The sequence below is a fragment of the Citricoccus alkalitolerans genome, from assembly GCF_039528175.1.
GTDB lineage: Bacteria > Actinomycetota > Actinomycetes > Actinomycetales > Micrococcaceae > Citricoccus > Citricoccus alkalitolerans.
The window spans coordinates 1,094,737-1,116,422 of record NZ_BAAALH010000001.1; the positions used below are offsets into that span (position 1 = coordinate 1,094,737).

The 21,686-nt window shown below is 69.7% G+C and carries 19 protein-coding genes and 1 pseudogene; 1 reads left to right on the forward strand and 19 read right to left on the reverse strand.

Annotated elements, in window-relative coordinates; translation table 11 throughout:
• Position 1: 1 nt before the first annotated feature.
• From ABD134_RS04890 to pyrR, 13 genes are all read right to left on the reverse strand, one after another.
• Positions 2-2,173, reverse strand: a complete 2,172-nt coding sequence (locus tag ABD134_RS04890; RefSeq protein WP_344227184.1) for a primosomal protein N' family DNA-binding protein — start codon at positions 2,171-2,173, stop codon at positions 2-4.
• Positions 2,170-3,420: a methionine adenosyltransferase gene (gene metK / locus ABD134_RS04895; protein WP_344227711.1), complete on the reverse strand. Its 1,251-nt coding sequence runs from the start codon at positions 3,418-3,420 to the stop codon at positions 2,170-2,172. Before metK ends, ABD134_RS04890 begins: the two co-directional genes overlap by 4 nt.
• Before the next feature lie 11 nt (positions 3,421-3,431).
• The gene (coaBC, locus tag ABD134_RS04900; protein WP_344227186.1) at positions 3,432-4,700 is read right to left on the reverse strand and encodes a bifunctional phosphopantothenoylcysteine decarboxylase/phosphopantothenate--cysteine ligase CoaBC; all 1,269 of its coding nucleotides are present in this window, start codon (positions 4,698-4,700) and stop codon (positions 3,432-3,434) included.
• Between the two features lie 42 nt (positions 4,701-4,742).
• The gene (rpoZ, locus tag ABD134_RS04905) at positions 4,743-5,171 is read right to left on the reverse strand and encodes a DNA-directed RNA polymerase subunit omega (protein ID WP_344227188.1); all 429 of its coding nucleotides are present in this window, start codon (positions 5,169-5,171) and stop codon (positions 4,743-4,745) included.
• Between the two features lie 96 nt (positions 5,172-5,267).
• Positions 5,268-5,909 (reverse strand): guanylate kinase, encoded by a 642-nt coding sequence (gmk, locus tag ABD134_RS04910; RefSeq protein ID WP_378108344.1) that lies wholly within the window; start codon positions 5,907-5,909, stop codon positions 5,268-5,270.
• A 37-nt stretch (positions 5,910-5,946) separates the two neighbouring features.
• Complete coding sequence (mihF, locus tag ABD134_RS04915) at positions 5,947-6,261, reverse strand: integration host factor, actinobacterial type (RefSeq protein ID WP_344227190.1); 315 nt, start codon at positions 6,259-6,261, stop codon at positions 5,947-5,949.
• A gap of 221 nt (positions 6,262-6,482) precedes the next feature.
• Positions 6,483-7,460, reverse strand: a complete 978-nt coding sequence (pyrF, locus tag ABD134_RS04920) for an orotidine-5'-phosphate decarboxylase (RefSeq protein WP_344227192.1) — start codon at positions 7,458-7,460, stop codon at positions 6,483-6,485.
• The gene (carB, locus tag ABD134_RS04925; RefSeq protein ID WP_344227194.1) at positions 7,457-10,783 is read right to left on the reverse strand and encodes a carbamoyl-phosphate synthase large subunit; all 3,327 of its coding nucleotides are present in this window, start codon (positions 10,781-10,783) and stop codon (positions 7,457-7,459) included. Before carB ends, pyrF begins: the two co-directional genes overlap by 4 nt.
• Positions 10,784-10,789: 6 nt before the next feature.
• Positions 10,790-11,962 (reverse strand): glutamine-hydrolyzing carbamoyl-phosphate synthase small subunit, encoded by a 1,173-nt coding sequence (carA, locus tag ABD134_RS04930; RefSeq protein ID WP_344227196.1) that lies wholly within the window; start codon positions 11,960-11,962, stop codon positions 10,790-10,792.
• 87 nt (positions 11,963-12,049) lie between these two features.
• Entirely contained in the window at positions 12,050-12,610 is a 561-nt protein-coding gene (locus ABD134_RS04935) for a PH-like domain-containing protein (RefSeq protein WP_344227198.1), read from the reverse strand.
• Positions 12,607-14,013, reverse strand: a complete 1,407-nt coding sequence (locus tag ABD134_RS04940) for a dihydroorotase (RefSeq protein ID WP_344227200.1) — start codon at positions 14,011-14,013, stop codon at positions 12,607-12,609. Before ABD134_RS04940 ends, ABD134_RS04935 begins: the two co-directional genes overlap by 4 nt.
• Positions 14,010-15,023 (reverse strand): aspartate carbamoyltransferase catalytic subunit, encoded by a 1,014-nt coding sequence (locus ABD134_RS04945; protein WP_344227202.1) that lies wholly within the window; start codon positions 15,021-15,023, stop codon positions 14,010-14,012. The genes ABD134_RS04940 and ABD134_RS04945 overlap by 4 nt, the downstream gene beginning before the upstream one ends.
• Positions 15,020-15,640 (reverse strand): bifunctional pyr operon transcriptional regulator/uracil phosphoribosyltransferase PyrR, encoded by a 621-nt coding sequence (pyrR, locus tag ABD134_RS04950; RefSeq protein WP_344227204.1) that lies wholly within the window; start codon positions 15,638-15,640, stop codon positions 15,020-15,022. The genes ABD134_RS04945 and pyrR overlap by 4 nt, the downstream gene beginning before the upstream one ends.
• Before the next feature lie 122 nt (positions 15,641-15,762).
• Here pyrR and ABD134_RS04955 point away from each other — a divergent pair, with 122 nt between their 5' ends.
• Positions 15,763-17,031 carry a PrsW family intramembrane metalloprotease gene (locus ABD134_RS04955; RefSeq protein ID WP_344227206.1) on the forward strand — a complete coding sequence of 423 codons (1,269 nt, stop codon included), beginning with the start codon at positions 15,763-15,765 and terminating at the stop codon, positions 17,029-17,031.
• Here the strand turns inward: ABD134_RS04955 and nusB are convergent.
• The 6 genes and pseudogenes from nusB to ABD134_RS04985 form a co-directional block, all read right to left on the reverse strand.
• Entirely contained in the window at positions 17,009-17,419 is a 411-nt protein-coding gene (gene nusB / locus ABD134_RS04960; protein WP_344227208.1) for a transcription antitermination factor NusB, read from the reverse strand. The two genes, ABD134_RS04955 and nusB, sit on opposite strands and share 23 nt — an antisense overlap.
• Positions 17,420-17,437: 18 nt before the next feature.
• Positions 17,438-18,001, reverse strand: coding sequence for an elongation factor P (gene efp, locus ABD134_RS04965; RefSeq protein ID WP_344227210.1), 564 nt, complete (start codon positions 17,999-18,001; stop codon positions 17,438-17,440).
• Positions 18,002-18,123: 122 nt separating this feature from the next.
• Positions 18,124-19,257, reverse strand: a complete 1,134-nt coding sequence (gene aroB / locus ABD134_RS04970; RefSeq protein ID WP_344227212.1) for a 3-dehydroquinate synthase — start codon at positions 19,255-19,257, stop codon at positions 18,124-18,126.
• Entirely contained in the window at positions 19,254-19,835 is a 582-nt protein-coding gene (locus ABD134_RS04975; protein WP_344227214.1) for a shikimate kinase, read from the reverse strand. The genes aroB and ABD134_RS04975 overlap by 4 nt, the downstream gene beginning before the upstream one ends.
• A complete protein-coding gene (gene aroC, locus ABD134_RS04980; RefSeq protein WP_344227216.1) occupies positions 19,832-21,076 on the reverse strand; it encodes a chorismate synthase in 1,245 nt (414 codons plus the stop codon). The genes ABD134_RS04975 and aroC overlap by 4 nt, the downstream gene beginning before the upstream one ends.
• A 51-nt stretch (positions 21,077-21,127) precedes the next feature.
• A pseudogene (locus ABD134_RS04985) lies at positions 21,128-21,686 on the reverse strand (hypothetical protein); the annotation flags it as partial.

Consider the following 21,686-nt stretch of genomic DNA (forward strand, 5'->3'; position numbering starts at 1 on the left):
CCTACGGAAGGTCGAAGGGATCGATCCGCAGACGGACGGGTTCGGTCAGTCGCCGCGCGCTCGAGGCGGAGCGGGCTGCCCGCAGTGCCTCGACGACGCTCCGCGCCGCACCGTAGGGGAAGAACAGCAGCGCCCGGTGACGCAGCGGTTCAGCATGGCCGGCAGGCCCTGAGCCGCCGGCACCACCCCGTCCCTCGCCGCCGGACCAGTCCTCCACCGGTACCGGCCCGATCCACGGCAGGTCCTTCGAGGCGCCCGGCAGTTCCACGAGATCCATGAACGCCGTCACCGCATTCGCCGGGCCCGTGACCTCGGCCATGCGGACGGCGGGCGGCAGGTGAAGCTCCCGCCGCTCGGCCAGCTGGCGTGAGGCGTACCCGGCGGGGTCCATCCGCACGAGAGCCCCCACCACGTCCTCCTGGGAGGCGGTCACCACCACCACTCCCCCGTCCTGGCGTGAGCGCACCAGGGCTGCCGCCGCGAACCAGCGGGAGAGGACCTGCCCGGGGGTACGCAGCCCCTCGCGCTGCAGCTGCGAGTCGCCATCCAGCAGCAGTGCCGTGGTGTAGCCGCCCGGCACCACCGGCTCAGCGCCGATCGTGGCGACCACGAGGGACGGAGTGTCGTCCACGGTGGAGAGGATGTGGTCCCCGGAGGAGGAGAGCACCGGGGTGTTCGGGAACGCGCGTCCCAGTTCCTCGGCGGTCCGGTCCACGCCGCGGGAGCCGGCGCGTAGCCGTGAGGAGTCGCATTCGGGGCATTCGAAGTGCCGCTCCCGCCGTCCGCACCACCGGCAGGCGGCCTCATTGCGGGCCGAGGCGGTGCGGTCCGGAAACCCCAGCGGGCCGGTGCAATGACGGCAGCGGGCCGGGGTCCCGCAATCCCGGCAGATCAGGGCTGGGATGAAACCACTCCGACCGACCTGCACCAGGACCGGTCCGGGCATGCCGTGCTTGCCCTCCAGTCCCTCTCGCGCGGCTTTCCATGCCGCCTGGGGCAGCCGGGCCCGGGCCAACAGCGGGTCACGCTCCGTCTCCCAGGAGTCCGCCGTGGACACCACGCGCGGAGTCACCGCGTGGATGGTCTCGCGGCCCACCCCCAGCTCCCCGAGCCACCCGGACTCCACCAGCCGCTGCACCTCGGGGGTGCGCGACGTGGAGGCTAGCAGGAGGCCGGCGCCGGCCAGCTCGGACCGCACCAGGGCGACGTCCCGCACATGTTGGTACGGGGACCGCTGTTCGGCGTGCAGGGAGTCGTCGTCGTTCCAGACCGCGACCAGGCCGGGGTGCTCCACGGGTGCCCAGATGGCCGAGCGGGTGCCCACCGCGATCTGGCGCAGGCCGCGCCGCAGCTGCAGGAACGCACGGTACCGGGGGGTGGGGCCGTCGTCAGCCGTCAGACGGGCATAACCCTCCGGCCCCACCCGGCGGTCCAGGGCACGGCACAGCCGTTCGAGGTCCCGTTGGTGAGGCACCACCACGACGGCGGCCCGGCCGGCCTCCGCGGTCCGGGCGGCGGCATCCGCCAGGAGGGTGGCGGTGTCCCACGCGCCGTGGGCGCTCGGCACGGTGAGGGCCGCGCGGGGGCCGTCTCCGGCCCGGACCTGCTGGAAGAAGGCCTCGGCGCCCCGCAGCGGGGACCAGTCAAAGCCCTCGGCCGCAGTCGCGCCCGAGGGACCACCGGCCGCCGGGCTTCCCTTCGTGTCCGGGGCCGGGATGCCCGTGGCCTCCGGCGCCGCCGCCTCGGCGTTCAGAGCCTTCTCGACCTTCGCGACGCGCGGCGGCACGGCCACCCGCAGCACGTCGGCCACGTTTCCCGCGTAGCGCGCCGCCACAGCTCGGGCGAGGTCCAGGATCTCCGGGGTCAGCACCGGTTCCGGGGAGACCACCGAGCGCAACGGCAGCAGCTTCGCCCCGGTGGAGGGTTCAGAACCGCGGGAGGTCAGCCAGCCAAGGACGTCCTGGTGGCCGAAACGCACGCGGACGCGCACGCCGGGCCGGGCCGAGTCATCGAGGGAGCGGGGCACCAGGTAGTCGAATTCGCGGTCCAGGTGCGGCACGCCCGAGTCGAGCAGCACCCGTGCCACGGGATCGTCAGGCCAGCCGCCGGCCACCTCCGGCAGTCCCGTGACCGGCGGGGGTACGGGCAGGTCGAAGAGGGGTTCGCCGGTCACCAACCGACGGCAGCACGCACGGCGTCGACGCGGTCCAGCCGCTCCCACGTGAAGTCGGGGTCCTCGCGGCCGAAGTGACCGTTGGCGGCCGTCTTGCGGTAGATCGGTCGGAGCAGGTTGAGGTCCCGGATGATGGCCAGCGGGCGCAGGTCGAACACCTCGTTGACGGCCTCGATGATCGTGGCCTGGTCCACCTTCTCGGTCCCGAAGGTGTCCACGTACAGGCCGACGGGCCGGGCCTTGCCGATCGCGTAGGCGACCTGGAACTCAGCGCGGTCGGCGAGGCCGGCGGCAACCACGTTCTTGGCGACCCAGCGCATCGCGTAGGCCGCGGAGCGGTCCACCTTCGACGGGTCCTTGCCGGAGAAGGCACCGCCGCCGTGGCGGGCCATGCCCCCGTAGGTATCGACGATGATCTTGCGCCCGGTGAGGCCGGCGTCACCCACGGGCCCACCGATGACGAACTTGCCACCGGGGTTGACGATGAACGCGGCGCCGGAGGTCTCCAGCCCGGACTGGGCCAGCACGGGCCGGATGACGTGCTCCACCACGTCCTGGCGCAACTCATCCAGGGTGACCTCGTCCAGGTGCTGGGTGGAGACCACCACGGTCTCCACGGTCTTCGGCAGACCGTCCTCGCCGTAACCGACGGTGACCTGCGTCTTGCCGTCCGGTAGCAGGTACGGCATGGGCGTCTGCTCGAGATGCCGCACGGCGGTGAGCCGCTCGGAGAGCCGGTGCGCCAGGTAGATCGGGGCCGGCATGTACACCGGGGTCTCGTTCGAGGCGTAACCGAACATGATTCCCTGGTCCCCGGCGCCCTGCAGGTCGATGTCGTCCGCGGAGCCCTCCCGGTTCTCCAGCGACTTCAGCACGCCATCGGAGATGTCGGAGGACTGCTGGCCGATCGAGATGTTGACGCCGCAGTTGGACCCGTCGAAGCCGTTGGACGAGGAGTCATAGCCGATCGCCAGGATCGTGTCCCGGACGATGCGGGGGATCTCCACGTAGGCGGAGGTGTTGACCTCGCCGGCGACCTGCACGAGGCCCGTGGTGGTCAGGGTCTCGATGGCCACCTTGGCGTTCGGGTCCTGGGCCAGGATCGCGTCCAGGATGGAGTCTGAAATCTGGTCGCAGATCTTGTCCGGATGACCGCTCGTCACGGATTCGGAGGTGAACAGCCGGAGCTCGCCTCCCCCGATGCCCTGGTAGGACTCGTAGCCGGTGGTCCCGGAATCTTTTGCCATCTGTGCGTCAGTCACTGATCCATCCTATCCAGCCGGCCGATCGGGCCCAGCAAGCCCGCCAGTTCGGTGACGATCGCCACGCCCACCTCCGATTTGTCTCCCGCCGCGGCCACCGGCTCACGCCCGTCGGCGAAGAGCATGGTGACCTCGGTGGTGTCCTGGCCGAAGACCTTGTCCCGGCCGACCTGGTTGACCACGAGCATCTCACAGCCCTTGCGGGCGAGCTTGGCAGCCCCGAACTCCAGGACGGAGGCGGTGGCGTCACCGGTCTCGGCACCGAATCCGATGATGGTGCCCGGCATCGGCAGTCCGGCGGCCCGGGCCTGCACCGCCTCCGCCAGGATGTCCGGGGTGCGCTCCAGGCGGATCACCGGGTTGGAGCCGTCTTCGGCCTTCTTGATCTTGGTGTCCACGTACTCCGCGGGACGGAAATCGGCGACGGCGGCCGCCATCACCAGGGCTTCGGCACCTGGCGCGTGGGCCATGACCGCATCACGCAGCTCCTGGGTGGACTCCACCCGGACCACCTCCGCCCCCGCGGGCGGTTCCACGCTCATGGCGCCCCCGATGAAGGTGACCCGGGCTCCGGCGGCCAGGGCGGCCTCGGCCACGGCCACGCCCTGCTTGCCGGAGGAACGGTTGCCGAGATAGCGCACCGGATCGAGGGCTTCCCGGGTGCCCCCGGCGGTCACGACGAGGGTACGTCCGGCCAGCGCCCCATTCTGCTGGGCGGCGGGACGGCTGGACCGCAGACCGTCAGCCACGAGGGACTGTGCCTCGGCCCAGATGCGGTCCGGCTCCGGGAACCGCCCGGGGCCGGTGTCCCGGCCAGTGAGCCGCCCGGAATCTGGATCGAGCACGGTGATACCGCGGGAACGAAGCAGTTCGACGTTGGCGGCGGTGGCCGGGTGGGTCCACATCTCGGTGTGCATGGCCGGGACCATCAGCACCGGACAGGTGGCGGTCAGCAGGACGTTTCCGAGCAGGTCCGGGGCCAGCCCGGCGGCGGTGCGGGCGAGAGAATCGGCGGTGGCGGGAGCCACCACGACCATCTCAGCCTCACGGCCCAGCCTGACGTGGTTGACCGTCTCGACGGCCTCGAAGGTGTCCGTCCGCACGGGGCGGCCGGAGAGCGCCTCCCAAGTGGCCTGTCCCACGAAATTCAGGGCGGCAGGCGTGGGGACCACGTCCACCTGGTGACCGGCTTCGGTCATGAGCCGCAACAGCAGTGCGGATTTGTAGGCGGCGATACCGCCGGTGACTCCGAGAACGATCCTCATGGGTCAAACCTAGTCGGCTCGTTCCCGGAGTCGAAAACGAGGTCAGGCCTGCTGCTCGTCCTCGTCGGCGGTCTCGGTGTCAGCGATCTCGGTGATCTCCACTGCAGCCTCTCCACCCACGCCCTCGGCGGAGAATGCGTCGTCGGAGAAGGCTGCCTCGGCCGAGCTCTGCAGCTCGAAGGTGCCGAAGTCGCCCTCGGTCTCAGCGGCGATCTGCTCCTCGGTCATCGGGGTGGCCTCCAGGAGGTCCTCCTCGATCTCCCGCATGGAGATGGACAGCGGCTTCTCGTTGAGCTTGGTGTCCACCAACGGGCCGACGTACTCGAACAGGCCCTCATGGAGCTGCGAGTAGTACGCGTTGATCTGGCGGGCACGCTTGGCGGCGAAAAGCACCAGGGCGTACTTCGAGTCAACCTTCTCCAGCAGGGTGTCGATGGGCGGGTTGACGATGCCTTCGTACTGTTCGGTCACTAGTTCTCCACGGTTGGTGATTCTGTTGCTGATGCGTTGTCTGCGCCGCTGCCGACGACCGCTCACGGTCGTCGCGCTGGGGTCCGGCCGGACGGCCTAGAGGTGGTCGTCGGGGTCCAATCCCATGATGCGGACCAACTCCCGTGCGGCGCGTTCCACGGTGTCATTGACCACCACGGCATCGAACTCCGGCTCGGCAGCGAGTTCCATTCTAGCCGTTTCCAGCCGTCGGCGCTGTTCCTCCGGAGATTCCGTGCCGCGGCCGACCAGCCGGTGGACCAATTCGTCCCAATTCGGCGGGGAGAGGAAGACGAACGTCGCCTCCGGCATGGCCTGCCTGACCTGCCGCGCCCCCTGCAGGTCGATCTCCAACAGCACGTGCTGGCCGTCATCGAGGGCCCGCTGGACCGTGTCTCGGCGGGTCCCATAGCGGTTCACGCCATGGACCACGGCCCATTCCAGCATCTGGTCCCGGGACACCAGCTCATCGAAGTGCTCAGGCTCCACGAAGAAGTAGTGCTGCCCCTCCCGTTCATTGGGCCGCGGCTGCCGCGTGGTGGCCGAGACGGAGAGCCACACCTGGGGATAGTGCTCCCGGATGAACTGGGAGACCGTGCCCTTGCCGACGGCGGTCGGGCCCGCGAGCACCGTGACGCGCGGGCGTTCCGCACCCGCGGCGGACCGGTGCTCGGGGCGGAGGCTGACCGGCCGGGCGGCAGGGACGTCGGGGGTGGTCAATGAACCTCCTGTGGGAATGGCGCGGCCCGGAAAAGGGCTACCGGCCAATATAGGCGATCAACGCCTCCCGTTGCCTGCGGCCGAGGCCGCGGAGGCGCCGATTGGGGGAAATCCCACACGCTTCCATGATCTTCGCGGCTCGCACCTCGCCCACTCCCTGCAGGGTCTGCAACAGGTCCACCGTGCGCATCCGCCCGATGGCGGCGTCCTCGTCCGCCGCTGCGAAGACCGATTCGAGACTGGACTCGCCCGACCGGAAGGACTCCTTCAGGTCCGCACGCGCCGTGCGTGCCTGCAGGGCCTTACTCCGGGCCGCTTCCCGTTCTGCGGCAGACAATTCCTTCAGGGCCATGACGTTCCACCTCGGGGACTAGGTTTCAACCGTCACGGCGATATCGCCGTGACTTGGACGTAAAGTACCCGATCAACCCCGGCCAGGTCTGCAGCCCACTATCGGGGTGCTGAAGTTTATCGAACGGTGATGCAGGTCTCACTCAGGGACTCCGGTACGCCCCAATAGATCACGATCAGGTCACGGCTATGCCGTCCATGCCGCGTACAGGAGCCACACCGCTACCGACCCAGATCCTCCAGCGCCTCCCGGATGCCCTCGCGCAGTCCGCCGACGGACGGTCCCCGGCGCAGGATGGCGCGGCTGGAGGTGGCCAGCACGGAGGGCCAGGCCGAACCGAACCCGGCTCGCATGCCCGCCCCCGAGGCGCCTTGGGCGCCGAACCCCGGAGCCAACAGTGCACCTCGGACGCCGGCCAGGTCCAGGCCCAGCCGCTCGGCCTCGCCGGCCACGGTGGCGCCGACCACGAGACCGACCGGCCCCAGGGCCGGTCGGACCGTGGCCCCGGCCCTGGTACCCACATCGGCGCCGGCCGTGCCGGCCGTGCCGGCGATACCTTTCGTGCCGGTGACGTGACTGGAGGTCAGCGCCCGCACATTGTCCCGGGCGGCCGAGGCGGTGATGGTCCGAGCCACGGATCCCTCCACACCGACGGCGTGCTGGACCGAGGAGCCCTCCGGATTCGAGGTCAGGGCCAGGACGAAGACGCCCCGCCCTGTGGCCTCGGCCAGTTCGAGGGCCGGGGCCAACGAGCCATAGCCGAGATAGGGACTGAGGGTGACGGCGTCGGCGGCCAGCGGTGAGTCGTCCGAGAGCCACGCCTCGGCGTAGCCGGTCATCGTGGACCCGATGTCCCCGCGCTTGGCGTCGGCGATGGTCAGCACCTCTTCGTCTCGGGCCTCCCGCAGCAGCCGCTCCAGCACGGCGAAGCCGGCCGAGCCATGCCGCTCGTACAGTGCGACCTGCGGCTTGATGGCGGCGACGGCGGAGGACCCGCCCTCTCCCGCCGCGGCCTCCAGGGCCGTCATCGAGAATCGCTCCAGGCCCACGGGCGTGTCCGGAAGGTCCCAGTCGTGGAGTAGCTGCGGGTGGGGATCGATGCCCAGGCACAGCGGACCGGCCGCATCCATCGCGGCGGCCAGCCGGGCACCCCACGGTGCCCGACCGGCGTCGACGGATCCGGTCACCGGCGCCGTCATGCCCCGGAGCCGGAGCGCGCGACGGCCGCGGCCAGCCGCGCGTCGTGCTCCTGCAGGGAGGTGACGTCCCAGGTGTACTCACGCAGCGCCTCCATGGCCTGGATGGCGGCACCGAAGAGGGCGAGCGTGGTGATCGTGGGGATCCCCATCGAGGTCGCCGCCGCACGGATCTCATAGCCGTCACCGCGGGCATCACCTCCGGAGGGCGTGTTGACCACCAGGGCGATCTCCCCGGCCTCGATCTGCTCCAGGATGGTGCCGGCACCAGTGTTCGCCGGATCCGTGCCGGTGCCGGCGTCGGCGATCTTGTCCACCACGTCCGCATGGATGCCGTTGCGGCGCAGGACCTCTGCCGTGCCGCCGGTCGAGACAATGGTGAAGCCGAGGTCCACCAGCCGCTTGACGGGCATCACGAGACCACGCTTGTCTCGGTTCGCCACGGACACGAAGACCCGTCCGGAGGTCGGCAGCGGGTTGTTCGCTGCCGCCTGGCTCTTGGCGAAGGCGGTGTCGAAGTACTTGTCGACCCCCATCACCTCGCCGGTGGAGCGCATCTCCGGCCCGAGCAGGGAGTCCACGACCCGGCCCTCGCTGGTGCGGAAGCGGGCGAACGGCAGCACTGCCTCCTTGACGGCCACGGGGGCGTCGAGGGGCAGGGACGAGCCGTCATGACCGGAGGGCAGCCTGCCCTCGGCCTTGAGGTCGGCGATGGACCGCCCGGTGCCGATCAGCGCGGCGGCCTTGGCCAGCTGGACACCGGTGGCCTTGGAGACGAACGGCACGGTCCGCGAGGCTCGCGGGTTGGCCTCGATGACGTAGAGGATGTCCGAGGCCAGGGCGAACTGGATGTTGATCAGTCCGCGCACGCCGACGCCGGCGGCGATACCGCGGGTGGCCTCGCGCACGCGGGCCAGGGTGTCCGGGCCGAGGTTGATCGGCGGGAGCACGCAGGCGGAGTCGCCGGAGTGGATGCCGGCCTCCTCGATGTGCTCCATGATGCCGCCGATGTACAGGTCGGTGCCGTCGAAGAGGGCGTCCACGTCGATCTCGATCGCGTCCTCGAGGAAGCGGTCCACCAGCACGGGGTGGCCCGCGGTGATCTCCGTGGCGTTGGTGATGTACCGCAGCAGGGATTCCTCGTCATACACGATCTCCATGCCGCGGCCGCCGAGCACGTAGGACGGACGGACCAGGACGGGGTAGCCGATCTCGTCGGCCACGCGCTTGGCATCGGCGAAGGAGACGGCCGTGCCGTTCTTCGGGGACACCAGCCCGGCCTCGTCGAGGACGCGGGCGAACTCGCCACGGTGCTCGGCGAGATCGATGGCCGCCGGCGAGGTGCCGAGGATCGGCACGCCGGCGTCCGCCAACTCCTGGGCCAGCTTCAGCGGGGTCTGGCCACCGAGCTGGACGAAGACGCCCAGCACGCCGCCGCTGCGCTCCTCGGCCGCGATGATCTCGAGCACGTCCTCCAGGGTGAGCGGCTCGAAGTACAGGCGGTCGGAGATGTCGTAGTCCGTGGAGACGGTCTCGGGATTGCAGTTGACCATCACGGTCTCGTGACCGGCCTCGCGCAGGGCCATGGTGGCGTGCACGCAGGAGTAGTCGAACTCGATGCCCTGGCCGATCCGGTTCGGACCGGAGCCGAGGATGATCACCGAGGGCTTGGCATGGTCCGTGACCTCGTCCTCGAGGTCGTAGCTGGAGTACCGGTACGGGGTGTAGGCCTCGAACTCGGCGGCACAGGTGTCCACGGTCTTGTACACCGGACGGATGCCCAAGGCATGCCGGACGCCGCGCACCACGGCCGGGTCCAGGTGACGCAGCTGGCCGATCTGGGTGTCCGAGAAGCCGTGGCGCTTGGCGTACTGCAGGACGGTGGCGTCCAGCTCGGGAGCCGCGGCCACGTCCGTGGCGACCTCGTTGATCAGTACCAGCTGGTCGAGGAACCAGGGGTCGATCTTGGTCGCCTCGAAGAGCTGCTCGAGGCTCGCGCCACCCAGGAGGGCGCGCTGGACCTGGGCGAGGCGATCCGTCGTCGGGATTCTGGACTGCTCGATCAGGGTGGCGACCTCGTCCGCGTCCGGGACGTCGAACGAGAGCTCGGCGCCCTTCTGCTCCAGGGACCGCAGTGCCTTCTGCAGGGCCTCGGAGAAGTTGCGGCCGATCGCCATGGCCTCGCCCACGGATTTCATGGTGGTGGTCAGGGTGGGGTCCGCCGCCGGGAACTTCTCGAAGGCGAAGCGCGGCACCTTGACGACCACGTAGTCCAGCACCGGCTCGAAGGAGGCGGGGGTCTTCCGCGTGATGTCGTTCGGAATCTCGTCCAGGGTGTAGCCGAGCGCGAGCTTGGTGGCGATCTTGGCGATGGCGAACCCGGTCGCCTTGGAGGCCAGGGCGGAGGACCGGGAGACGCGGGGGTTCATCTCGATCACGATGATGCGCCCGGTGGCCGGGTCCACGGCGAACTGGATGTTGCAGCCGCCGGTGTCCACACCGACCTCGCGGATCACGGCGATCGAGATATCCCGCATCGCCTGGTACTCGCGATCGGTCAGGGTCATGGCCGGCGCCACGGTGATGGAATCGCCGGTGTGGACGCCGACCGGGTCGAAGTTCTCGATGGAGCAGACCACCACGACGTTGTCGTTGCGGTCCCGCATCATCTCCAGCTCGTATTCCTTCCAGCCGAGGATGGACTCCTCGAGCAGGACCTCGGAGGTGGGGCTGTACTGGATGCCGGCGCCGGCGATGCGGCGCAGGTCATCTTCGTTGTAGGCCAGGCCGGAGCCCAGGCCGCCCATGGTGAAGGAGGGGCGGACCACCATGGGATAGCCCAGCTTCTCCGCGGCGGCGAGGGCCTCGTCCATGCTGTGGACGATCTCGGACTTGGCGGACTCGGCGCCGCAACGCTCCACGACGCCCTTGAACAACTCACGGTTCTCGCCGAGTTCGATCGCCGCGATGTTGGCACCGATCAGCTCGACGCCGTACTTCTCGAGCACCCCGTTCTTGTCCAGGGCGATCGCGGTGTTCAGGGCGGTCTGGCCGCCGAGGGTCGGCAGCAAGGCGTCCGGGCGTTCCGCGGCGATGATCTTCTCGACGACCTCGGGGGTGATCGGCTCCACGTACGTGGCGTCGGCCAGCTCGGGGTCGGTCATGATGGTGGCAGGGTTCGAGTTGACCAGCACCACGCGCAGGCCCTCGTCCTTGAGGACCCTGATCGCCTGGGTGCCGGAGTAGTCGAACTCGGCGGCCTGGCCGATGACGATCGGGCCGGAGCCGATGACCAGGACGGACTTCAGATCGGTGCGCTTGGGCATCGTGGCTCAGGCTCCTTCGGAGGTAGAGGACTGCTCGGTCATCATCGCGATGAACCGGTCGAACAAGGGAACCGAATCGTGCGGGCCGGCGGCCGATTCGGGGTGGAACTGGACGGAGAAGGCGGGGCGGTCCAGCAGCCGTAGGCCCTCGACCACTTGGTCGTTCAGGGACCAGTGCGAGACCTCCACGCGGCCATAGACGGCCTCGGGTGCCATCACCGGTTCACCCAGCGGGGCGTCCACGGCGAAGCCGTGGTTCTGCGAGGTGATCTCCACGCGCCCGGTGGACTTGTCCATGACGGGCTGGTTCGGACCGCGGTGGCCGAAGGGCAACTTGTAGGTGCCAAAGCCCAGGGCCCGGCCGAAGACCTGGTTGCCGAAGCAGATGCCGAAGAACGGCAGCCCGGCGTCGAGGACCTGCCGCAGCAACGACACCTGGTCGTCGGCGGTGGCGGGGTCGCCGGGGCCGTTGGAGAGGAACACGCCGTCCGGGTTCAAGGCGGTGATGTCCTCGAAGGATGAGGTGGCGGGCAGTACGTGGAGCCGGATCCCGCGGGAGGCCAGGTGTCGCGGTGTGGCGGCCTTCAGGCCGAGGTCGAGCGCCACCACGGTGTGCAGCGGCTCGCCCTCCCAGCCGTGCTCGGCTGGCTCGACGACGTAGGCGGACTCCGTGGTCACCTCATCCGCCAGGCGGGCACCGGCCATGGACGGCTGGGCTTGGACCTCGGCGACGAGGTCGGCGAGCGGACGCCGGGCGGCCGCGCCGGAGAAGATCCCGGCCTTCATGGCACCGGCGGAGCGCAGGTGCCGGGTCACCGCACGGGTGTCCACGCCCTGGATCCCGACGACGCCCTGGGCTTCCAGCTCATCGTCCAGGTTCCGCTCGGAGCGCCAGTTCGACGGGACGCGGGCCGCCTCGCGGACCACGTAGCCGGCGGCGAAGATGGCCCGGGACTCGGCATCCTCGGTGTTGACTCCGGTGTTGCCGATGTGCGGGAACGTCTGGACGATGATCTGGCGGGCGTAGGACGGATCGGTCAGCGTCTCCTGGTAGCCGGTCATGCCGGTGGTGAAGACGGCCTCGCCCAGGGTGGTTCCGGTCTGGCCATAGGCCTGGCCGTGATGGACGGTTCCATCGGCCAGGACCAGTACGGCCGGCTCGCGGTTCAAGAGGCTCACGAGTTGTTCTCCATCTGCGGGTGGGTCTGCGGGTGTGTGGGGGGTGGTGTGCGGGGTGGTGTGCGGCGTGTGCTGCATAGGCCGGTTCTAGGCGTCGGGTGAGGGCGCGGAGGCGGCCATCGGGGCGGCCGGGAGCCCACCGTCGACGAGGGCCTGGATGGCGGTCAGCAGCGGGTCACGGTCATCGGCGCTGCGGGTCCGGAACCCCGTGGAGACCTCGTGGTCACCCAAACTCCACGAGACCACCAGCAGGCCGCCCTTCTCCACGAACTTCCCGCTCATGCCGGAGTCGAGGCCTACCTGGCGCAGGTCGGCCTGCGGGATGAACAGGTTGGACCCGCCCTCCCGCAGCAGGGCCACGCCGGAACGATGCACCTCCAACCGGGCGTTGGTGCGCAATCCGAGGTCATGGACGGCGATCCGGTCCAGGTAGTCCCGCCCCCGCACCGTGGTGACGTACATGCCTTCGGCCCCGGCGAGGGGCTCGGACTCCAGGACGTCGGCGGGCACAGAGGCGGGGGCTGCGATGTCTTGCTGGCGTCGCTTGCGGTTGCGCCATCCCCACCACATGAGGGCCACGATCACCACCAGTCCGAGGCCGGTCAGAAACGCGATGAGGGTGTATTCGGCGCTGAAATCATCGTTCACTGCTGAGCGCTTCCTGTCTGCTGCTGGTGCTGGTTCTGCTGGTTCTGCGCCCGGGACGTGGCCAGGGCGCGGTCACGCACCACCGGGTGCCCGTGGTTGAAGACGTCGGTGACCTGGCCGGGCAGCTCCATCCCCCGGAAGGGGCTGTTGCGGGACTTTGTGGCGTGCGACTCCGGGTCCACGGCCCGGGTGACCGAGGGATCGTAGACGGTGAGGTTGGCGGGGGCGCCGAGCTCGAAGACGCCCTCCGGGGAAATCCGGCCCTGGTCCGCCAGACGGGCGATGCGGGCCGGCGTCGAGCTGAGGATCCGTGAGATCCCCGCCCAGTCCATCAACCCGGTGTCCACGAGCGCCTGCTGGACCACCGGCAGTGCGGTCTCCAGGCCGGTCATGCCCATGGCCGCGACCGTCCACTCACATTCCTTGTTCTCCGCGGTGTGCGGGGCGTGGTCGGTGCCGATCGTGTCGATCGTGCCGTCGGCCAGGCCTTCGCGCAACGCCATCACGTCCTCCTCGCGGCGCAGTGGCGGGTTGACCTTGTAGACCGGGTTGTAGGTGCGGACGAGCTCCTCGGTCAGCAGCAGGTGGTGCGGGGTCGCCTCGGCGGTGACCTCGATCCCGCGCTCCTTGGCCCAGCGGATGATCTCCACGGAGCCGGCGGTGGAGACGTGACAGATGTGCAGCCGAGAGCCCACGTGCTGGGTCAGCAGCACGTCCCGGGCAATGATGGCCTCCTCCGCCACGGCGGGCCAACCGGCCAGGCCCAGGACCGAGGACAGGGCGCCCTCGTTCATCTGGGCGCCGTCGGTGAGCTTCGGCTCCTGGGCATGCTGGGCGATCACGCCGTCGAAGGCCTTCACGTACTCCAGTGCCCGGCGCATCAGCACCGGATCCCAGACGCACATGCCATCATCAGAGAACACCCGGACCTCCGCCCGGGACTGCGCCATGGCACCGAGCTCCGCGAGGCGTTCGCCGCCCAGGCCCACGGTGACGGCGCCCACGGGATGGACATCGCACCAGCCGGCCTCGCGGCCCAGCTGCCACACCTGCTCGACGACGCCCGCCGAGTCCGCGACCGGCGTCGAGTTCGCCATGGCGTGCACCGAGGTGAAGCCGCCGAGGGCGGCCGCCCGGGTGCCCGTCTCCACGGTCTCCGAATCCTCACGGCCAGGCTGGCGCAGATGGGTGTGCAGGTCCACGAGCCCGGGCAGGATGATGCGGCCGGTGGCGTCGATGGTCTCGGCTGCCTCAGCCGAGGGCGTCGCGCCTCCGCGCGCGCGGGCGTCCTGCCCGACGGCGGCCAACAGGCCGTCCTCGATGAGGACATCCGAGGTGGTGCCATCCGGCAGGGTGCCGCCGGTGATGAGGTACCTGTTGCGGGGGTCAAAGGTGGCGCTCATGCGGTGGCCTTCCGGTTGGACGGTGTGGTCGGGGTGGACGGGTCGGGGCTGTCGGAGGCCGACAGGAGCAGATACAGCACGGCCATCCGGACGGAGACGCCGTTGGCGACCTGTTCCAGGGCCGTGTTGCGCGCGGAGTCCGCGGCCGCCGCGGAGATCTCCAGGCCGCGGTTCATGGGACCCGGGTGCATGATGACCGCGTCCTCCACACCGCTGGCCTCCAGCATCCCGAGCCGTTCATCCGTCAGTCCCCAGGACCGGGTGTACTCGGCGGCCGAAGGAAAGAACGCGTCATGCATGCGCTCGGACTGGACGCGCAGCATCATCACGGCGTCCGGTGCGCCCGCCAGGGCCTCGTCGAGTGAGTACGTCACCGTGCAGGGCCAGTCCTCCACACCCACCGGTACCAGGGTCGGCGGGGCGGCCAGGGTGACCTCGGCCCCGAGCGTGGTCAGCAGCCACAGATTGGAGCGGGCCACCCGTGAGTGCAGGATGTCCCCGACGATGACGACCTTCATCCCGGCCAGGTCCGCGCCGTGCGGCTCCGTGCCGTTCCGTAGCGCCAGGTGGCGGCGCAGCGTGAAGGCGTCCAACAGCGCCTGCGTGGGGTGCTCGTGCGTGCCGTCCCCGGCGTTGACCACGGCCGACCGGATCCAGCCGGAGTCGGCGAGCTGGGCTGCTGCCCCGGAGGCCCAGTGGCGCATCACGATCGCGTCCGCGCCGATGGCCTCGAGGGTCTGGACGGTGTCCTTCAGGGATTCGCCCTTGGAGACGGAGGTGCCCTTCCCCGAGAAGTTGATGACGTCCGCGCTGAGGCGCTTGGCTGCAGCCTCGAAGGAGATCCGGGTCCGGGTGGAGTCTTCGAGGAAGAGGTTGACCACGGTGCGGCCGCGCAGGGCGGGAAGCTTCTTGACCTCGCGCCCGGAGACCGTAGCCATCTCCTCGGCGGTGTCGAGTATGCGCAATGCGTCGGCGTGGGAGAGGTCCTGGGTGGACAGCAGGTGCTTCACCGGGCCTCACCCCGGACGCTGGCCTCCGCGTGGTCGGTGATCGAGACGGCGTCCTCGGTGACCTCGGCGGTGCCGCCCGGCCCGTCGATCTCCACGAGTCGGACCTGGACGCGCTCGGCCGTGGAGGTGGGCAGGTTCTTGCCCACGAAGTCGGCACGGATCGGCAATTCACGGTGGCCACGGTCCACGAGGACGGCGAGACGGACGGCGGCCGGGCGGCCGAAGTCGTTGAGGGCGTCCAGGGCGGCACGGATGGTCCGCCCGGAATAGAGCACATCGTCCACGAGCACCACGGTGGCGCCGTCGATTCCGGTGTCCGGCAGGCGGGTCGGCGCGGGGGTGCGGGAGGTGGAGCGGCGCAGGTCGTCCCGGTAGAGGGTGACGTCCAGTTCACCGGTCGAGGAGCCGGCGTCGAAGTCCGGTTCTATGCGGGCGAGCTTGCGGGCCAGACGCTCGGCCAGGGGGACGCCGCGGCGGGGAATGCCCAGGATGACCAGGCCGGAGGGCCCACGGTTCGCCTCGAGGATCTCGTGGGCGATCCGGGTCAGTGCCCGATCGATATCCGCCGCGGAAAGGACATTCCGGACGGTGCGCACAGCGCGGCTCTCAGCCTGCACACATGCCTCCTTCCCCGCCTCACAGGACGGAACTTAAAGGAAACGCAACCCCGGGTGGGGTGTGTTTGGTCCGGCGTCAACACTATCACCGCGGCGGGGCGACCTGGTGTCAGGATGGTTCCATGACGCAGCCGGTGAACCGCTCCACACCACTCCCGCCCAACAGGCCAGGACCACTGACCCCGGCCGGCCACCCGGGGTCCTCCGGCCCGTCGTCCGCCGCCTATCCCCCGGCGCACCTGATCGCTCGGCGCAACCGCCGCTCCAACGCCTGGGACATCGCCCTGCTCGTGGCGGCCGCGGCCGTCGGCGCACTGGTGGTTCTGTTCCTGGTCGGCGTCCTGGGCACCGAGACGCTCTTCGTGGTCGGGCTGCTGGCCCTGGTCCCCCTCGGCATCGTGGTGGCCGCGCTGCTGTGGGTCGACCGCTGGGATCCTGAGCCCCGCGGCTGGCTGGCCTTCGCCTTCCTGTGGGGCGCGGGGGTGTCCGTGCTCGGCACCCTCGCACTGGGCGAGGTGTTCATGGAGACCTTCAGCGGGCTGTCCTCGCTGGACTCGGACACCTTCGGGACGGTGGTGCAGGCCCCGGTGATCGAGGAGGCCATGAAGGGCGCCGGCCTCGTGGTGATCTTCCTGGCGGCCCGCCGGCACTTCGACGGTCCCGTGGACGGGGTGGTCTACGCCGGCATGGTGGCGGCGGGTTTCGCGTTCACGGAGAACATCCTGTACTTCGGCACGGCCTACACCGAGGCCGGGTGGGGAACCGAGCTGGCGTTCACCTTCGTGCTGCGGGGACTGTTCTCGCCCTTCGCCCATGTGCTGTTCACCGTGTGGATCGGGTTCTTCCTGGGGGTGGCCGCGCAGCGGCAGGTCACCAGGGACCGGCTCGGCCGGGCCGGCTGGATCGGTTGGTTCCTGGTGGGACTGGTCCCGGCCGTAGCCGGGCACTTCCTGTGGAACGGCGGATTGGCCCTAATCTTCGACGACTTCTTCACGTTCTACCTGGTGCTGCAGGTCCCGCTCTTCATCGCGGCGATCGCCGCCGTCGTGCTGCTGTTGCGGGCCGAGAGACGCCTCACCCAGAGCATGCTGGGCCGCTACGAAGCGGCGGGATGGCTGTGGCCGGAGGAGATCGCCCTCTTCGGCACGGCCCCGGGACGGCGGCAGGGCCGTCGATGGGCCGGCAGGCACGGGGCCCGGAGCCAGCACCGCGCCTTCGAGCAGACCGTCTTACGCCTGGCGGCCCTGCGGCACCGGATCGAACGAGGCCACGATGTCCAGGCCAACAGCGCCGAAGAGCTCCGGCTACTCCAGGAGACGGTCCAGCAGCGGCAGGAGCTCTTCGGCGCGATCAGGCCCGGCGGGCCGGTCAGTCCAACAGCGTCGGCTTGAGCTGCTGGATCCGGCCGAGCAGGCCGTTGACGTAGTCCGGGGAATCGTCCGTGGACAGTTCCTTGGCGATCGTGACCGCTTCGGCCACCGCCACGCGGTCCGGAACCTCGTCGTTGAACAGCAGTTCCCAGGCACCGATCCGGAGGATGGCGCGGTCCACTGCCGGCATGCGGTCCAGGGTCCAGCCCTGGGCGTAGGAGGACAGGATCTCGTCGATCCTCTCCTGTTCGGCCACCACGCCCCGGATGATCTCCACGGTGTACGGGTTGATCACCTGTGCCGTGGATGCCCTGCGGGAGGTGATGCCCTCATCCGGACTGGTCCCGCGCTGTTCGGCCTCAAAGAGGACCTCCAGCGCGCGCCTCCGGGCTTTGCCTCGTGCGCTCACAGTTGGTCAGTCGTCCCGTCAGTCGTTCACACGGCCCAGGTAGTCACCCGTGCGGGTGTCCACCTTGACCCTGGTGCCCTGATCCACGAACAGCGGGACCTGGATCTCGTAGCCGGTCTCGAGGGTCGCGGGCTTGGTGCCGGCGGAGGACCGGTCACCCTGCAGGCCCGGCTCGGTGTAGGTGATCTCCAAGACCACGGACGGCGGCATGTCCAGGTACAGCGGGGTGCCCTCGTTCATGGCGATGGTGACCTTCTGGTTCTCCAGCATGAAGTTGGCGGCGTTGCCCACGACAGCCGGGTTCACCGGGATCTGGTCGTAGGTGTCCGTGTCCATGAAGATGTAGTCCTCGCCGTCCATGTACAAGTACTCGTAGTCCGAGCGGTCCACAGTGGCGGTCTCGATCTTGGCACCGGCGTTGAAGGTCTTGTCCACCAGCTTGCCGGTGGTGATGTTCCGGATCTTGGTGCGGACGAACGCCCCGCCCTTGCCCGGCTTCACGTGCTGGAACTCGATGACGTTCCACAGGTGGCCGTCCATTTTCAGCACGGTGCCGTTCTTGATGTCGTTGCTGGTTGCCACTGTCAATCTCCGTCTGTCGGTAAGGGGCCAGTCGATGGCGTCGGCGGGTCTCGCTGGAAGTCCAGTCGACCATTCTAGGCGATGGCGTCGGCACGCCGGATCATCACCGGTCTACCCGGCGATCACTCAGTTATCTCCTGATAGGTCGCGAACAGCAGCGAGGCGTCCGGGACGTCATAGGTGGTCGGCTTGCCCAGGCCGTCCAAGAGCACGAACCGCAGCTGGTCACCGCGGTTCTTCTTGTCCCTGCGGATACCGTCCAGCAGCGTCTCCCAGCGGCCGGAGGAGTACGACGTCGGCAGGCCGAGCGACTCCAGGATCGTGCGGTGACGATCGGCGGTGGCATCATCGAGACGTCCGACGGAGCGCGCCAGTTCGGCCGCGAACACCAGGCCGACGGACACGGCGGCGCCATGGCGCCACTGATAGCGCTCGGCCAGTTCGATGGCGTGCGCCAGGGTGTGGCCGTAGTTGAGCATCTCCCGCGCGCCGGCCTCCCGCAGGTCATTGGACACCACCTGCGCCTTGACGGCGATCGAACGCTCGATCAGTTCGCGCAGCTGGGACGAGTGCGGGTTCTGGGCCTGTTCCGGGGAGGACTCGATGATGGTGAGGATCTCCGGGTCCGCGATGAAGCCGCATTTGACGACCTCCGCGAGTCCGGACACCAGCTCGTTCGGCGGCAGGGTCAGCAGCGTGTCCAGGTCGGCGAGGACGCCGGCGGGCGGGTGGAACGCACCCACCAGATTCTTGCCCTCAGCGGTGTTGATGCCGGCCTTGCCACCCACAGCGGCGTCCACCATGCCCAGGAGGGTGGTGGGGAAGTGCACCACACGGACCCCGCGGAGCCAGGTGGCCGCTACGAAGCCGGCGACGTCGGAGACGGAGCCGCCGCCCACGGACACCACGGCGTCCGAGCGGGTGAAGTCGTTCTGGCCCAGGACCTGCCAGCAGAACGCGGCAACCTGGATGTGCTTACCCTCCTCGGCGTCCGGGATCTCCGCGGTGAGTGCCTGGAAACCGGCCGTCTCCAGGTCCGCCTTGACCACGTCGCCCGTGGCTCGCAACGCCCGGGGGTGGATGACCAGAACCCGGCGAACCGAGGGTCCCAGCATGCCCGGCAGGCGCCCCAGCAGGCCCTTGCCCACCACGACGTCATAGCCGCCGGTGCCCGCTGACCCCGATCCGCCGGCCACGGGGATGACGGTGGCATCGTCCGGGACGGGTTCGGTGGACGGGGTGTTCGGCTCAGTCATGGATGGACAGCTCCTGTGGTCGGGGTGGTCGTCTCGGCCTGGCGGACGAGGCTGATGATATGGGTGGCCAGTTCTTCGGTGGAGCGGCCGGTGGAGTCCACCGTCCACTGCGACACCTCACGGTACAAGGCATGGCGTTCGGCGAGAATACGGCGCCAGGTGCGGCCGGGATTCCCCGCGAGGACCGGCCGGCCGAGGCCGCCGTTGAGGCGTGCCAGGGCCGCGTCCTCCGCCACCGTGAGGTAGACGACATGGGATCCGTGCTGCAGCCGGTCGCGGGTCTGGGCGCTGAGCACCGCTCCTCCACCCAGGGACAGAACGCAGGGTTCGGCGCGGGAGAGTACCTCGCCGATGACCTCCTCCTCCGCTTGGCGGAAGGCGGGTTCACCATGGCGGGAAAAGTAGTCCGAGATGGCACCGTGCTGGGCCACGAAGAGGTCGTCGGCGTCCAGGCGCTGCAGGCCCAGCTCGCGGCCCAGGACGAGTCCGACGGTCGACTTGCCGGAGCCCATGGGCCCCACGAGGACGATCCGCCGGCCAGGTGACCACCCAGGGCCGCCTCCGGTTGTGGAACTCACTGCAGCGGGTCACCCATGGGCGCCTCAGCCAGCTCGGCCGCCGTGTCCGCCTCAGAGACCGGCAGCGGTTCGAGCGAGGCCACGAAGGAGTCCAGGTTCCGCTTCGTCTCCGCCACGGAGTCTCCCCCGAACTTCTGCAGGACGGCCTGGGCGAGGACGAGACTGACCATGGCCTCGGCCACGACGCCGGCCGCCGGCACGGCGCACACGTCCGAGCGCTGGTGGTGGGCCTTCGTGTCCTGGCCGGTGGCCGTGTCCACGGTGCGCAGGGCCTTGGGAACCGTGGCGATCGGCTTCATGCCCGCGCGCACACGGACCACTCCCCCGGTGCTCATGCCGCCCTCGATGCCGCCGGCCCGGTTGGACGTGCGGATCGGATGACCGCCTGGGCCCCGGACGATCTCGTCGTGGGCGGCGGTGCCACGGCGGGCGGCCGTGGTGAAGCCGTCTCCGACCTCCACGCCCTTGATGGCCTGGATGCCCATGAGGGCACCGGAGAGCAGCGAATCCAGACGGCGGTCCCAGTGGACATGGCTGCCTAGCCCCACGGGCACGCCGTAGGCCAGGACCTCGACGACACCACCGAGGGTCTCGCCCTCCTTGTGGGCGGCATCGACCTCGGCGACCATGGCGTCTGACGTGGACTTGTCGAAGCACCGCAGCGGATCCGCGTCCAGCGCGGTCACGTCCTCCGGCGCGGGCAGCTCGGCGCCGTCCGGCACGGACACCGTGCCGACCGCCGTGGTGTGGGAGACGGTGCGGATGCCGAGCTCCGCCAGGAAGGAGGAGGCCACGGTGCCCAGGGCCACGCGCGCCGCGGTCTCACGGGCGGAGGCGCGTTCCAGCAGGGGCCGGGCCTCATCGAACCCGTACTTCTGCATGCCGGCCAGGTCAGCATGGCCGGGGCGGGGGCGGGTGAGGGCGGCGTTGCGGGCCAGGCCGTCGAGCTCGTCCGCGTCCACGGGATCGGCGGACATGACCTTCTCCCACTTCGGCCATTCGGTGTTGGCGATCTCGATGGCGACCGGGGAGCCCAGGGTGGAACCGTGGCGGACACCACCGACGAGGGTGACCCGGTCCTGCTCGAACTTCATGCGGGCACCACGGCCGTAGCCCAGGCGCCGGCGCGCCAGGGCGTCCTGCACCATAGAGGTGGTCAGGGGGATGCCCGCAGGCATCCCTTCAATGATTCCAACGAGTGCGGGCCCATGTGATTCGCCCGCTGTCAACCAGCGCACCATGGATTCGATTCTCTCATGGTCCGCACAGGCTTCCGGACCGTGTGACCAGATTCAGCGCTCAGGAAGGTCGATGGCGGAGGCCATCGCGGCGATGACGGCGGACCAGTCGGGCTCCGTCCCGTCAGGGCGGATACGCTCCGTGAACAGGCGGACCTGCTCGACGGCCTGATACAGCAGCATCTCCAGGCCGCTGACCACCTGGCCTCCCTGTTGCTGCCAGGCCAGCGCCAGCGCGGACGGCCACGGGTCGTAGGCGGCGTCCAGCAGGGGGGGCAACGGTGCGGGTTCTGAACTCCCCACTGTTTCACCGTCCTGCGCTCCCGGCACAGCGGCCGCCAGGGAGCCGGCGGTGGGGTCCGCGGCGCGCGGGGGCAGCGTGGCGACGACGGCGCGGAAGCCGCCGGCCGCCGTCGGGAAGTCCTCCAGGAGGCGGACGCGGGGCGTCAGGCCGAAGCCGCGCGCGAGGTCGGCGTGCTCGGCGGCCTTGGCCGGGGTACGGACGAACAGGTCGACGCCGGCCAGGCCCAGCTTCTCCGCGGCGGCGAGGGCCTCGTCCATGCTGTGGACGATCTCGGACTTGGCGGACTCGGCGCCGCAACGCTCCACGACG